Source organism: Angustibacter speluncae (assembly GCF_054777815.1).
In genome coordinates, this window is sequence record NZ_BAAHAF010000181.1 from 1 (window position 1) to 13,729 (window position 13,729).

12 protein-coding genes are annotated in these 13,729 nt (G+C 74.7%); 6 read left to right on the forward strand and 6 right to left on the reverse strand.

The features are described 5' to 3' along the window. The 3 genes from ACYVKY_RS20095 to ACYVKY_RS20105 form a co-directional block, all read left to right on the forward strand. The coding region (locus tag ACYVKY_RS20095; protein WP_460436760.1) for a hypothetical protein at positions 1 to 356 on the forward strand (356 nt) is incomplete at its 5' end. Then, on the forward strand, positions 353 to 823 hold the full coding sequence (locus ACYVKY_RS20100) for an ATP-binding protein (RefSeq protein WP_460436761.1): 471 nt from the start codon (positions 353 to 355) through the stop codon (positions 821 to 823). The genes ACYVKY_RS20095 and ACYVKY_RS20100, both read left to right, overlap by 4 nt. Beyond that, on the forward strand, positions 820 to 1,545 hold the full coding sequence (locus tag ACYVKY_RS20105; RefSeq protein ID WP_460436762.1) for a sigma-70 family RNA polymerase sigma factor: 726 nt from the start codon (positions 820 to 822) through the stop codon (positions 1,543 to 1,545). Before ACYVKY_RS20100 ends, ACYVKY_RS20105 begins: the two co-directional genes overlap by 4 nt. A 13-nt stretch (positions 1,546 to 1,558) precedes the next feature. Here the strand turns inward: ACYVKY_RS20105 and ACYVKY_RS20110 are convergent, their stop codons facing one another. Further along, on the reverse strand, positions 1,559 to 1,990 hold the full coding sequence (locus tag ACYVKY_RS20110) for a hypothetical protein (protein WP_460436763.1): 432 nt from the start codon (positions 1,988 to 1,990) through the stop codon (positions 1,559 to 1,561). A gap of 280 nt (positions 1,991 to 2,270) precedes the next feature. On the opposite strand from ACYVKY_RS20110, the gene ACYVKY_RS20115 reads away from it, so the two are divergent. Next, positions 2,271 to 2,519: a WhiB family transcriptional regulator gene (locus ACYVKY_RS20115; RefSeq protein ID WP_460436764.1), complete on the forward strand. Its 249-nt coding sequence runs from the start codon at positions 2,271 to 2,273 to the stop codon at positions 2,517 to 2,519. Between the two features lie 73 nt (positions 2,520 to 2,592). Here the strand turns inward: ACYVKY_RS20115 and ACYVKY_RS20120 are convergent, their stop codons facing one another. The 5 genes from ACYVKY_RS20120 to ACYVKY_RS20140 all read right to left on the reverse strand — a co-directional run bounded on the left by ACYVKY_RS20120 (position 2,593) and on the right by ACYVKY_RS20140 (position 12,671). Further along, positions 2,593 to 4,029: a sensor histidine kinase gene (locus ACYVKY_RS20120; protein ID WP_460436765.1), complete on the reverse strand. Its 1,437-nt coding sequence runs from the start codon at positions 4,027 to 4,029 to the stop codon at positions 2,593 to 2,595. A 37-nt stretch (positions 4,030 to 4,066) separates the two neighbouring features. Next, positions 4,067 to 8,983, reverse strand: coding sequence for an NAD-glutamate dehydrogenase (locus ACYVKY_RS20125; RefSeq protein WP_460436766.1), 4,917 nt, complete (start codon positions 8,981 to 8,983; stop codon positions 4,067 to 4,069). Between the two features lie 136 nt (positions 8,984 to 9,119). Next, positions 9,120 to 9,701, reverse strand: coding sequence for a TerD family protein (locus tag ACYVKY_RS20130; protein ID WP_460436767.1), 582 nt, complete (start codon positions 9,699 to 9,701; stop codon positions 9,120 to 9,122). A gap of 30 nt (positions 9,702 to 9,731) precedes the next feature. Continuing rightward, complete coding sequence (locus tag ACYVKY_RS20135; protein ID WP_460436768.1) at positions 9,732 to 10,550, reverse strand: tryptophan 2,3-dioxygenase; 819 nt, start codon at positions 10,548 to 10,550, stop codon at positions 9,732 to 9,734. Positions 10,551 to 10,571: 21 nt separating this feature from the next. Beyond that, the gene (locus ACYVKY_RS20140) at positions 10,572 to 12,671 is read right to left on the reverse strand and encodes a hypothetical protein (RefSeq protein ID WP_460436769.1); all 2,100 of its coding nucleotides are present in this window, start codon (positions 12,669 to 12,671) and stop codon (positions 10,572 to 10,574) included. 92 nt (positions 12,672 to 12,763) lie between these two features. On the opposite strand from ACYVKY_RS20140, the gene ACYVKY_RS20145 reads away from it, so the two are divergent. Together ACYVKY_RS20145 and ACYVKY_RS20150 are read left to right on the forward strand one after the other, a co-directional pair. Next, positions 12,764 to 13,132 (forward strand): hypothetical protein, encoded by a 369-nt coding sequence (locus ACYVKY_RS20145; protein ID WP_460436770.1) that lies wholly within the window; start codon positions 12,764 to 12,766, stop codon positions 13,130 to 13,132. After that, on the forward strand, positions 13,129 to 13,674 hold the full coding sequence (locus ACYVKY_RS20150) for a WXG100 family type VII secretion target (protein WP_460436771.1): 546 nt from the start codon (positions 13,129 to 13,131) through the stop codon (positions 13,672 to 13,674). Before ACYVKY_RS20145 ends, ACYVKY_RS20150 begins: the two co-directional genes overlap by 4 nt. Positions 13,675 to 13,729: the final 55 nt, after the last annotated feature.

Sequence of the window (13,729 nt, forward strand, 5' to 3'; positions counted from 1 at the left end):
AGCCGGTGCTCGCCGACCTGGTCGAGGCGCTGCGCGACGCGCCCGGGGAGCGCACCCCGGGCGACGCGCTGGCCGCCGCCGGGGCCACCACGGACCTGCTGACCCGGTACACCGGGGTGGTGCCGCGGCTGCGGCGGCCGGGCGTGGGCCTGCTGCTCGGACCGGCCGCACCCACCGACGGCGACCTGCTCGGCGTCCGGCTCGGGCGCGGCACCGAGCGACGTCCCGGGCGCGGCGCGCTGGTGCAGCGCGGGGCCTGGATCCCGGTGCAGGTCGCCCTGCCGTCGTCTACCGTTGACCCGCCGGCACCGGGGTCTCCCGGGCCCGGCGCACAGCCTCCCGGGGAGCCCCGATGACCACCACCGAGCCCGACGCCGGCGTCCCGGCGCGCCCGGGCGACGGCGACGACGACCGGGTCGAGCTGGTCGTCCCGGCGCAGGCCGCGTACCTGGCCGTCCTGCGCACCGCGAGCGCCGGCATGGGGGCCCGCCTCGACCTCGACCTCGACCAGATCGAGGACCTGCGCATCGCCGTCGACGAGGCCGCCGCCCTGGTGATGAGCGGTGCGCGCGAGGGCGACCGGCTGCGCGCCCGGTTCCAGCTCGGCACCGACGGCCTGGAGGTGCGGCTGAGCGGTCCGGCCACGACCCTGCCCGAGCCCGAGTCGGTCGCCTGGGCCGTGCTCGGCGCGCTCGTCGGCGAGGTCGAGGCGCTCGCGCCGGACGCGGGCCGGCCTGCCGGCGTCCGGCTCGTGCACCGCAGCCGCCGCCCGCGCACCGCGGTCGCCCCGGCCCAGCGCACCCGGGCGGGGGCGGGCGGGTGAGCACCGACGACGACCTCGTCCTGGTGCGGACGCTGCCCCCGCGCCACCCCGACCGCGAGGCCGCGCGCGACCGGCTCGTGCAGTCGCACCTGGCGCTGGTCGAGAGCCTGGCCCGCCGCTACGGGGGCCGCGGCGAGCAGCACGACGACCTGGTGCAGGTCGGCACCATCGGCCTGCTGCAGGCGATCGACCGCTTCGACCCCGAGCGCGGCGCGTCGCTCGCCGCGTTCGCCGTGCCCACCGTCCTGGGCGAGATCCGCCGGCACTTCCGCGACCGCGGCTGGGCCGTGCGCGTCCCCCGCCGGCTGCAGGAGCTGAGCCGCACCCTGTCCGAGGCCCGCGCCGTGCTGACCCAGGAGCTCGGCCGCGCGCCCACGGTCGCCGAGCTCGCCCAGCGCACCGGCCTCGACGCCGAGGTGGTGCTCGAGGGCCTGGAGTCGGCCGGTGCGTACTCCACCGTCCCGCTCACCGTCGACACCGACACCGACACCGCGTTCGGCGGCGACGACGCCGCGCTCACCCACGTCGAGAACCGCGAGGCGCTGCGGCCGCTGCTGCAGGCGCTGCCCCCGCGGGAGCGGCGCATCCTCGCGCTGCGGTTCGTGCGCGGCTGGTCGCAGCAGCAGATCGCCGAGGAGGTCGGCATCTCGCAGATGCACGTCTCGCGGCTGCTGGCGCGCACCCTGGCGGCGCTGCGCGCCGAGCTCACCGAGGTCGGCTGACCCCCGCCGCCGCTCAGAGCGTCGGCGGGTCGCCGTCCGAGCGGGTCGTGTGCTCGACGACCGGACGCGTGAACAGCCCGACCAGCACCGTCAGCGCCAGCACCGCGACCACCGCACCGAGCCAGCGCGGCCCGCCCACGAGCATCGGCGCGGCCACCGCCAGCAGCGCGATCAGCTGCACCGTGACCACCGGACCACGGGCCCAGCGCCGCCCCCGCAGCAGGCCGCGGGCACCGGCACCCAGCAGGGCCGCGAAGAGCACGGCGAACAGCGTCGTCGCCACGGCGCCGCGCGGGTCGACGCGGTCGTCACCCACCCACGCCAGCACCGACAGCACGCCCACCCCCACCAGCAGCAGGGCCTGGACGCCGAGCGCCCCGACCACGGCGAGCAGCGCCGGGGAGGGCCGCCCCGCGGAGGTCGCCCGCTCGGGTCGCGCCGTCATGGGTCGCACCGTAACGTGCTGGCCGTGGGACACCGGCGGGGAACACCCGGCGGGCCCCGACCGTTGTCCGGACGCCGTGAGCAGCCAGGAGGCAGCGCAGCCCCCGACCCAGCCCCCGACGCCGACAGGGTGGTCCTGGTCACCACCGGGCACTTCCCGGGCGGAAACCCTTGTGGTCCGCCTCCGCGACGTGTGAGGCTTGTCGACGGGACGTGAACACACGTCCCGTTGTGATGACACGGCTCGTGAAACCCTTCACAAGCAACGAGGAGTGCACCTGATGGACTGGCGTGACCGATCCGCCTGCCTGGACGAGGACCCGGAGCTGTTCTTCCCCATCGGGAACACCGGTCCCGCGCTGCTGCAGATCGAAGAGGCCAAGGCCGTCTGCCGCCGGTGCGAGGTCGTCGACACCTGCCTGAAGTGGGCGCTCGAGAACGGCCAGGACGCCGGTGTGTGGGGCGGCCTGTCGGAGGACGAGCGCCGGGCGCTGAAGCGGCGCACCGCACGGGCGCGCCGGGCCAGCTGACCCCAGCACGACACCGCGCCCCCGGAGCAGGCTCCGGGGGCGCTCGCACGTCCGGGGGCTCCGGGCTCGGTGGTCACGCAGGGTCGCGCAGCCGCACCCGCAGCTCGACCTCGGTGCCGCCCTGCGCGGGCGAGCGCCAGCCGATCCGACCGCGCAGCTCGCCGGCCACCAGCGACTGCACGATCTGGGTGCCCAGCCCTCCGTCGCCGGCGACGAAGCCCGCCGGCATGCCGGGCCCGTCGTCGGCCACGCGCACCACCAGGTCGCGGCCGTCGCGCTCGGCCCGCACCACCACCTGGGCGCTGCCCGGCTCGGCCCCCTCGCGGGTGCCGTGCTCGACGGCGTTCGACACCAGCTCGACCAGCACCAGCGCGAGGGCGTTGGCGTCCTCGGCGTGCACCATGCCGATCGTGCCCTCGCGGTGCGGCCGGGTGGTGCCCCCGACGCTGGCGGTGAGCGCCAGGCCGCGGTCGAGCAGGTCGTCGAAGTCGACGGTCTCGTCGAACCCCTGCGAGAGCGTCTCGTGCACCAACGCGATCGTGGCCACCCGCCGCATCGCCTCCTCGAGCGCCTCGCGCCCCTCGGGCGAGTCGATCCGACGGGCCTGCAGCCGCAGCAGCGCCGACACCGTCTGCAGGTTGTTCTTCACCCGGTGGTGGATCTCGCGGATGGTGGCGTCCTTGGTCATCAGCTCGCGCTCGCGCCGCAGCAGCTCGCTGACGTCGCGGCACAGCACGAGCGCGCCGATGCGCACCCCGTCGGCGAGCAGCGGCACCGCCCGCAGCGACAGCTCCACCCGCGCCGACTGCACCTGGGTGCGCCACGGCGCCCGGCCGGTGACCACGACGGCGAGCGCCTCGTCGACCGGGTCGGGACCGTCGACGAGCCCGGCGGTGACCTCGGCCAGGATCGCGCCCTCGAGGTCGTCGACGAGCCCGAGCCGGCGGTAGTTCGACAGCGCGTTCGGGCTGGCGTACGACACCACCCCGTCGGCGTCCAGGCAGATCAGGCCGTCGCCGACGCGCGGGGCGCCCCGTCGGCCCGCGGTCGTCGCGCCGTCCTGCGGGTACGAGCCCTCCCCCACCATCCGCATCAGGTGGTCGGCCGCCTCGAGGTACTCGGTCTCGAGGCCGTGGCCCTCGCGGCCCCGACCGGCGCCGACGTGGCGGGTGAGCACGGCGATCGTCCGGCCGCGGTGGCGCACCGGCACGGCGTCGAGCCCGTCGGCCTGCACCCGGGTGCGGTCGAGGAACGCCTCCGAGACCACCTCGTGCTCGGGTCCGTCGGCGCGCGACCCCACCCGGTCGCGGGGGTGCACGGTCGCGGCGGTGCTGGGCCGGCAGTGGGCGAGCACGACGTACCCGCCCGCGGGCACCACGCCCCACAGCACCAGGTCGGCGAACGACAGGTCGCACAGCAGCTGCCAGTCGCCGACCAGCTGGGAGAGCCAGTCGAGCGACGGCGCGTCGAGGCCGCAGACGTCGCGGCCGAGGTCCTGCAGGGTGGGCACGCGACGACCCTACGGGTGGGGCCGCGGCGCGCCGACCTCAGCCCGCGGAGCCCGCCCGGATCACCCCGCGCAGCACCCGCAGCGCCACCGACATCGCGGCGAGGTCGCCCTTCTCGAGCGAGCGCACCTCGTCGATCGTGGTCTGGGCCCGCGCCAGCTGGGTCGAGTTCGCCTGCTCCCACGCGTCGAGGCGCGCGTCGACGTCGTCGCCGGCGTCGGTGCTGTCGAGCACGGCCCGGGCAAGCCCCATCCACGCCGCGTACAGGTCGTCGCGCATCGCGCCGCGGGCCAGCGACTCCCACCGGTTGGACCGGTCGAGCCGCGAGATGCGGGCCAGCATGGCGTCGATCGCGTACCGCGCGCTCACCGCGAAGTAGACGCGCGCCACCTGCTCGACCGGCTCGTCGACCGCGGCCGCGAGGTCGGCGACGTCGAGCAGCGAGAACTCGTCGAGCAGCCCCGCCGCCCGCAGCGCCGTCGCGTCGTCGACGCCGGTCGCGACCATCGCCTCGCGGCCGCGCTGCAGCCGCTCCTGGTCGACGCCGAGCAGCAGCTCGTCCATGCGGCCGCGCCAGCGCGTGACGACCGGTGCGAACCGGTCGATCTCGGCCTGGACGTCGAGGTCGCCGGCGCGGTTCTGCACGAGCCACCGGGCCGCACGGTCGATCAGCCGCCGCAGCTCGAGGTAGAGGTCGGTCTGCACCGTGGTGCCGACGACGTTGTCGAGCGCCTCGACGGCGGCGACGTACTCCTCGAGCCCGTAGACCTCGCGCGCCACGACGTAGGCGCGCACGACCTGCTCCGGCGTCGCACCCGACTCCTCGCACGCGCGGAAGCAGAAGGTGATGCCGCCGCGGTTCACCAGGTCGTTGGCCACCCAGGTGGTGATGATCTCGCGCCGCAGCGGGTGCGCCTGGAGCCGGTCGGCGTAGCGCTCGACGAGCTGGCGCGGGAAGTACCGCTCGAGGACGCCCTGGAACCACGGCTCGTCCGGGATGCTGCTGGCGAGCACGTCGGCGGTGAGCGCGATCTTCGAGTAGGCCACCAGCACCGAGAACTCGGGCGAGGTGAGGCCGCGGCCCTGCTCGTCGCGGCGCTCGAGACCCCGTGCGCTGGGCAGGAACTCGAGCTCGCGGTCGAGCTCACCGGTGCTCTCGAGGGCCTTGATCAGCCGCGCGTGCACGCTGAGCATCGAGTGGCTCTGCTTGCGGGCGTTGCCGAGCAGGACGTTCTGCTCGTAGTTGTCGCGCAGCACCAGGCGCGCGACCTCGTCGGTCATCTCGGCCAGCAGCGTGTTGCGCTGCTTGGTGGTGAGGTCGCCGTCGGCGACCACCTGGTCGAGCAGGATCTTGATGTTGACCTCGTGGTCGGAGCAGTCGACGCCGGCCGAGTTGTCGATCGCGTCGGTGTTGACCCGGACGCCCCCGAGCGCGGCCTGGATGCGCCCGAGCTGGGTCAGCCCGAGGTTGCCGCCCTCACCGACGACCTTGACGCGCAGGTCGCGCCCGTCGACGCGGATGGCGTCGTTCGCCTTGTCGCCCACCGAGGCGTTGTCCTCGGACGAGGCCTTGACGTAGGTGCCGATGCCGCCGTTCCACAGCAGGTCGACCGGCGCCTGCAGGATCGCCTTCATCAGGTCGGACGGCGTCATCGCCGTGGTGCCGTCGGGCAGCCCCAGCCGCTCGCGCACCTGCGGGGTGATGGGCACCGACTTGGCCGACCGCGGGTGCACACCGCCGCCCTCGCTGAGCAGCGAGGTGTCGTAGTCGGCCCAGGACGAGCGCGGCAGCTCGAACAGCCGCTGCCGCTCCGCGAACGAGCTCGCGGGGTCGGGGTCGGGGTCGAGGAAGACGTGCCGGTGGTCGAAGGCCGCGACCAGGCGGATCTGCTCGGACAGCAGCATGCCGTTGCCGAACACGTCGCCGCTCATGTCGCCGACGCCGACGACGGTGAAGGGCTGGGTCTGGGTGTCGTGGTCCATCTCGCGGAAGTGCCGCTTCACCGACTCCCACGCACCGCGGGCGGTGATGCCCATCGCCTTGTGGTCGTAGCCGACCGAGCCGCCGGACGCGAAGGCGTCGCCGAGCCAGAAGTCGTAGTCGCCGGCGATGCCGTTGGCGATGTCGGAGAACGTCGCCGTGCCCTTGTCGGCCGCGACGACGAGGTAGGTGTCGTCGCCGTCGTGGCGCACCACGCGCGGCGGCGGCTCGACGACCCGTGCCCCGGTGTCGTCGCGCACCAGGTCGTCGGTGACGTCGAGCAGCGCGGAGATGAACGTGGTGTAGCTCGCGACGCCCTCGGCCAGCCAGGCCTCGCGGTCGACCGTGGGGTCGGGCAGCTGCTTGGCGACGAAGCCGCCCTTGGCGCCGGTGGGGACGATGACGGCGTTCTTCACCATCTGCGCCTTGACCAGGCCGAGGATCTCGGTGCGGAAGTCCTCGCGGCGGTCGGACCACCGCAGCCCGCCGCGGGCTACCGCGCCGAACCGCAGGTGCACGCCCTCGACGCGCGGGGCGTAGACCCAGATCTCGTGCGCCGGAAGCGGTTTGGGCAGGTCCGGGACGCGCTTGGGGTCGAGCTTGACGGCGACGTGCGCCTTCGGGCGGCCGTCGGCGTCCTGCTGGTAGAAGCTCGTGCGCTCGGTGGCGGTGATCATGCCGAGCAGCGAGCGCAGGATGCGGTCCTGGTCGAGGCTGGCGACGCCCTCCAGGGCGTGGGTGATCTCCTCGACCAGCGCGTCGGCGGTCTCGCGCCGCTCGGCCGGCTCGCCCCCGCGGTCGGGGTCGAAGCGCGCCTCGAACAGGTCGACCAGCCGCCGGGCGATCGCGACGTTCGCGAGCAGCGCCTGCTCGACGTACTCCTGGCTGAAGGTCGAGCCGGTCTGGCGCAGGTACTTCGTGTAGGTGCGCAGCACCACGATCTGGCGCCAGGTCAGGCCGGCCGCGATGACGAGCTGGTCGAGCCCGTCGGTCTCCGCCAGCCCCGCCCACCCGGCCGACAGCGCGTCGGTGAGCATCTCGCGCGTCGCGGACGAGCGGGACAGGCCGGGGTAGCGCAGGCCGAAGTCGTAGACGTAGGCGCGGGTGCCGTCCTGCGCGTCGATCTCATAGGGCCGCTCGTCGACGACCTCGACACCGAGGTTGCGGAAGAACGGCAGCACGGTGGTGAGCGAGAGCGGCTCGCGGCGGAACAGCTTGAGCCGCCGCTCGTCCGGGCCCGCACCCACCGGCTCGTACAGGCTGGTCTCGAGCCGGTCCGCGCCGTCGTCGCGGGCGGCGGCCTCGACCCGCTTCAGGTCGCCGACGGCGACCCGGGCGGGGAAGTCCTCCTTGTACGCCTCCGGGAAGCCCCCCTCCCAGGCGCGCTGCAGGCGGGTGGCCTCGACCTCGCCGACCTCGCGCACGAGCGCCTCGCCGAGGTCCTCCTCCCAGGTGCGGGTCGCCTCGACCAGCCGGGTCTCGAGCGCCTTGGCGTCGACCTCGGGGATCTGGGCGCCCCGCGGCGGGCGCAGGACGAAGTGCAGCCGGGCGAGCACCGACTCGCCGACCCGGGTCGTGTAGTCGACCGACTCGGCGCCGAACGCCTCCGACAGCACCTCCTGCATCCGCAGCCGGACCGCCGTGTTGTAGCGGTCGCGCGGCAGGTAGACGATCGCCGACACGAACCGGCCGTAGTCGTCGGTGCGCAGGAACAGCCGCGTGCGGCGACGCTCCTGCAGGTGCAGCACCGCCATCGCGGTGCGGTACACCTCGGCGGCGTCGGTCTGGAACAGCTCGTCGCGCGGGTAGGTCTCGAGGATCGCGAGCAGGTCCTTGCCCGAGTGCGACGACGGCGACAGGCCCGCCTCGGACAGCACCGCCTGCACGGTGGTGTCGACGATCGGGACGCGGCGCACGCTCTCGGTGTAGGCCGCGGACGTGAACAGGCCGAGGAAGCGCCGCTCCCCCACCACCTGGTCGCCGTCGAACACCTTGACGCCGACGTAGTCGAGGTAGCTGTTGCGGTGCACCGTGGCCCGCGAGTTGGCCTTGGTCAGCACCAGCACGTGCCGCTCGCGGGCCTTGGCCCGCACCGCGGGCGAGAGCCGGTCGAAGCTGTGCGAGGCCTCGGTCTGGTCGTAGCGCAGGATGCCGAGGCCGGTGCCGGTGACGGCGGTGAGCGACTCCTCGCCCGGCGTCCCCTCGAGCAGGTACTCGCGGTACCCGAGGAAGGTGAAGTTCTCGTCGACGAGCCAGCGCAGCAGCCGCTCGGCCTCGGCGGCCTCACCGGCGAGGTCGGCCGGGACGCGCGCGGCGAGGTCGGTGGCGACCTGCTCGGCCTGGGCCCGCATCTTCGGCCAGTCCTCGACGGCGGCCTGCACGTCGGCCAGCACCGCCTCGAGCTCGCCGCGCAGGCGCTCGGCCTCGGCGGCGTCCGGCACCAGGTCGATCTCGACGTGCATCCACGACTCGCTGACGGCGTCGTGCGGCCAGTCGTCGCCGCGCTCGCCCGAGGCCAGCGACGCGGTCGAGGTGTCGAGCACCTCGAGCAGCCGGCCGGTGACGTCGCGGCGCACCACGACGATCGGGTGCACGACGAGGTGCACGGAGCGGTCGTCCTGGATGAGCCGACCGGTCACCGAGTCGACCAGGAACGGCATGTCCTCGGCGACGACCTCGATGACGGTGTGACCGCCCGCGCCCGCACCGGTCTGCCAGCCGTGGCTGTCGACGGTCGGCGTGAAGACCCGCACGACCGCGGTGCCCTGGCTGCGCTCCTCGGCCAGGCGCCGGTGCGACAGGGCCGCGCCCGCGAGGTCGACGGGGTCGCGCGCCAGCAGGTCCTCGTCCGGGACGTGCCGGTAGTAGCGGGTGAGGAACCCGAGCAGGTCGTCGGACCCGCTCTTCTCGGTGGCCGCCGCGCGCTCCAGCGCCTGCGCCCTCGCGTCGTCGCTGCGTACCGCCGTGGTCGACATCCCGCTCACCCCTGCGTCCGAGAACACCGTCGTCCGAGGGTCGCCCGGACGGCCTGCCGGGCACCACGGCGTCGTGGTGCCCGGTCGAGACTAGCCCTGCGCGAACGGCGCGGGAGGCGGGGTTCCCCCGCCCGGGTCAGACGTTGACGCCGTAGTCGCGCGCGATGCCGCCGAGGCCCGCCGCGTAGCCCTGACCGACCGCGCGGAACTTCCACTCCTGCCCGTTGCGGTAGATCTCGGCGAAGATCATCGCGGTCTCGGTGGCGGCGTCCTCGGACAGGTCGTAGCGGCCGAGCTCGGTGCCCGAGGCGGCGTCGACGACCCGCACGAACGCGTTGCGCACCTGGCCGAAGTTCTGCCGCCGGTTGTCGGCGTCGTAGATCGACACCGCGACGACGACCTTGTCGGTGTCGGCGGGCATCCGGGTCAGGTCGAGGTGGATCTGCTCGTCGTCGCCGCCACCGACGCCGGTGAGGTTGTCGCCCGCGTGGCGCACCGCGCCGTCGCCGGACTCGAGCTGGTTGAAGTAGACGAAGTGCCGGTCCGACACGACCCGCCCGCTGGTGCCCACGACGATCGCCGACGAGTCCAGGTCGAACGGCGAGCCGTCGGTGCTGCGGGCGTCCCAGCCCAGCCCGACCGTCACCGCGCTCAGCCCGGCCGGCCCCGCGGCCTTGGTGAGCGACATGTTCCCGCCCTTGGTCAGCGACAGCCCCATGGTGCGTCCCCTCCTCCTGTCGTGCGGCGCTCAGAGCGCGCCGCGCAGCTCCCACAGCAACGGGTAGAACCGTAGCGGCAGCCGCGAGCGCAGGTACGGCGCGCCGCTGGAGCCGCCGGTGCCCGACTTCGTGCCGATCTGGTACTCGACCATCTGCACGTGCCGCGCCCGCCAGTGCGCGAAGTTCGCGTCGTGGGTGAGGAGTGCCTCGGAGAGCTCCCACACGTCGGCGTGCTGCGGGCGGTTGCGGGCGACCTCGACCAGCGAGGCGCGCAGGGCGTCCTCGGTCGAGGTGTCGAGCCCGGCGGCGTCGAGGACGCCGACGTAGGCGTCCCACAGGCTCGGCTCGTCGAGGCGCCGCAGCAGCCGCCCGCGCTCGTCGGGCGTGAGACCGCGGAAGCGGTCGAGGAACCCGGGGTCCTTGGCGCCGGAGAGGAACTCGATCTCGCGGAACTGCACGGACTGGAACCCGGACGCCGGCGCGAGCCGCTCGCGGAAGGCGAGGAAGTCCTGCGGCGTCATCGTGAACAGGATCTCGACCTGCGCGACGAGCACCCGCTCGATGGTGTCGGCGCGGCCGAGCAGGTGGCGGGCCCACCACAGCCGCCCGTCGGCCATCGCCGCGCGCACCTCCTCGAGGTCGTGCAGCAGCTGGGCGAACCACAGCTCGTACGCCTGGTGGATGGTGATGAAGAGCAGCTCGTCGTGCGCCGGCGGGTCGCTCTCGAGCACCTGCGCGCTGAGCAGCTGGTCGAGCCGCAGGTACGAGCCGTAGGTGAGCAGACCGCCCTGCTCGCCGAAGTGCCGGTCGCTCGGCGGGTCCGTGGGGTCGCTCGTCGGCTGCGTCACGGCGCACACCCTAGGGGGCGGCTAGGGGGCGGCGGTCTCGCGCATCGCCTCGCCGACGACCTCGATGCCGTCCTTGGCGCGCTCGGTGGCGTAGACCCGGTTCCACGGCTCCCACGCGAACCGGTCGAGGACGACCGCGCGGTCGGTGCCGACGCGGACGCTGAGCCCGAGGTCGTCGACGTCCACCGACGACGCTCCGGCGGCGTCGACCACGAGCGCCTGCCGCGAGGAGGGGTCGGACAGGCCCGCCATCGCCCACGGGACGCGGACGGTGAGGGTGCTGCCCTCGACCCGCCACACGTTGCGGCTGTCGTAGCCGTCCTGGTCGGGCGCCGTCGGCCCGGCGCGCAGCACACCGGTGTCGTGGAACTCGGCGGGCAGCCGCTCCCCCGTCGACGGCACCGTCAGCGGGCGGTTCGTCATGAGCCGGAACGGCACCCACCCGTCCTGGGCCGGAGGGCGGAGCGCGGCGACGTCGGACGAGTCGAGCCGGACGGGGTCGACCTCCTCGCGCACCCAGGCCTGGCCCGTGGCGGTCTCCGGGTCCAGCGTCCACGACCAGTCCGCGTCGCCGTCGGCACCGCCGGGCGCGGGCGGGCCGGTGACGTCCGGGCGGGCGTCGAGGCCCAGCACCACCGGCCCGGTCGGCACGTCGTCGAGCTCGACGACGAGGTGCAGGTACGACTCGTCGTAGGTCGCGGTGACCGACCGGACTCCGTCGCGCGGCTCGGCCAGGAGCTCCTGCGGGCGCTGCTCGGGGCCTGTGGCGTCCTGCGCGTGCAGGCCGAAGTGCTGCTCGTTGGTGAGCGCGTCGTGCCAGAGCTGGCGCCGGTCGGCGGGGACCTGGTGCTCGATCGTGTTCCAGGTGAACTTGAACCACTCGTCCGACCACGAGAACAGCAGGCCGCCGGCCAGGCCGATGCGGCGCAGCGCGCGCAGCAGGTCGGCGTCGACCTGCATCGCCTCGGCCTCGCTGTGCCCGCCCTGGTCGCGGCCGAGCGAGCCCGCGTGGGCCGAGCCGAGCGAGGACGGGACGCCGGTCTCGGTCACCATCAGCGGCAGCCCGGCCTGCGCGTGGTGCGCCTGCAGCGCGAGCAGGTACGCCTCGTACGGGTCGGCCTGCCCGTCCGGGCGCCGGTACGCCTGCAGCGCCGGTTCGTGCCGCTGGAAGTCCGGGTAGTACGGGTAGGCGTGGTAGGACGCGAAGCTGCCGCCGGGCCAGGCAGCCGTCGGCAGCACGTGGTTGGCGTCGACCCCGACCAGGTCCTCCTCCTCGAGCGGCTCGTCGGGGTGCTCCAGCGGGTCGACCGTCGGCCAGCTCACCAGCGCGACGGGCACCGAGGTGCCGTGCTCGGCGAGCGCGACGGCGGTCTCGTCGAGGCGGGCGGCGATCCAGCGCTCGGTGGCGGTGGCGTCCGGCGTGCTGGCGAAGAACCGGCCGTCGTGGCCCGGGCGCGCGGCCTCGACCCGGTCGGTGCGCAGCACCGACCGCGGGTCCCACTCGACACCGACGAGCCAGGCCGCCGTCCACGCGGACACGTCGGTCGACCAGGTGCCCTCGGCCCGGCCGCGCTGCTCGGCGCGCTCGAGGTCGCCGTGCACGGCCCCGACGGCGGCGCGCACCTCGTCCTGCATCTTCGTCGTGACGGTCTCGTCGTAGAGCGTCTTCGTCTCCTCGACGTACGACTCGTCCGGCAGGTACACCCCCTGCACCAGGTACAGCGGCGCGTCCTCGTGCGCGGTGTTGTACGCCGCCAGCTCGTCGTAGAACGCGGGCGGGTGGATCGTGTAGACGCGCACCACCCGCACGCCGAGCTCGCCCATCGCGGCGAACCACCGCCGGTAGTCGTCGGCGGTGATGGCGAGCTCGCCCGGCTGGTGGCCCGGCGTGGTGCTGCCGAGGTTCACGCCCGGCAGGAAGCCGACGTCGCCGTCGCGGGTGTGCAGCGCGAAGCCCTCGGGACCCGACCGCGCCACGACCGACAGGCCGTCGACGGTCTGCGGCGCCGGCGCCCACGACGGTCCGGCGGGCACCTCGGGCACGGGGTCCTCCTGCGGCGGCGGGTCGGGGTCCTGGCCGTCGGGGTCCCGGCCGCCGAGCAGCGAGCAGCCGGCGAGCACGCAGACGAGGGTCAGGACCGCCGCCGCGCGGCTTGTCCACAGCCGCCGGGATCGTGCGCGCCGGACGCCTCCCACGTTCGTAGACTTCCACAGTGACGGACGACCTGGCGCGCCACGACGCGGCCGGTGGCGCCGCGCGGCAGCCGTCCGCCCCGCCACCCGAGCACCGTCACGCCGTCGACGTCGAGGCCCTCGAGCGCGGCGCCCTGGCGCTCGGCCCGCTGTCGGACTCGCTGCGGACGATGTCGACCCAGCTCGTGCACGCCCAGTCCGACCCGGGCGACCCGCCCGCCGCCGACGACGTGCTCGACCTGCAGGCCGCCGCGTCCGACGCCCTGTTCGCGCTCTCCCGCGGCCTCGACGAGTCCGCCGGGCTGCTGCAGGTGAGCGCGCGCGGCTACCGCGGTGCGGAGGAGGACGTCACCCGCACGCTGCGCCGGCTCGCCGGCGAGGGTCCGTGAGCGTGCTGGTGCCGGGCGACCCGGCGTCGGTGTCGAGCCTGGGCGCCGAGCTCGTGCGTCGCGCCGACACCGTCCGCGAGCACCGCGACGACCTGGCCCGCACCCGGGCCTCCCTCGGCTGGGAGGGACCCGCCGGCCACGCGTTCGGCACGTCGGTGCGGGCCCAGGAGCGGGCGCTCGACGACGTCGCGGAGGCGCTGGCCGAGGGCGGTCGGGCGCTGCAGAACTTCGCCGTCGACCTGCAGCACGCCCGGGCGCTGGCCGGCGAGGCCGACGGCTTCCTGCGCGCCCACGGCCTGGTGCTGCACGACGGCCTGCGCGTCGGCCTGCCGCCCGGCGTCTACGGCGTCGACGACGCCCGCGCCTACGAGCACCACGTCCCCGAGGGCCAGCGGCTGGTCGACCGCGCGGTCGCCGAGCGCGACGAGGCCGCGAGGGTCCTGCGGCTGCGCACCCAGGGCCCCACCGCCCTGCTGCAGCAGACCCCCGCCGCCGTGGCCGCCGCCGTCCAGGTCGCCGCCGGCGCCCTCACCCGTCGCTGACGCTCCCTGCCCGTTTACCCAGTTCAGTGCTGGAAGTGACACCGGAGTGGTGCTG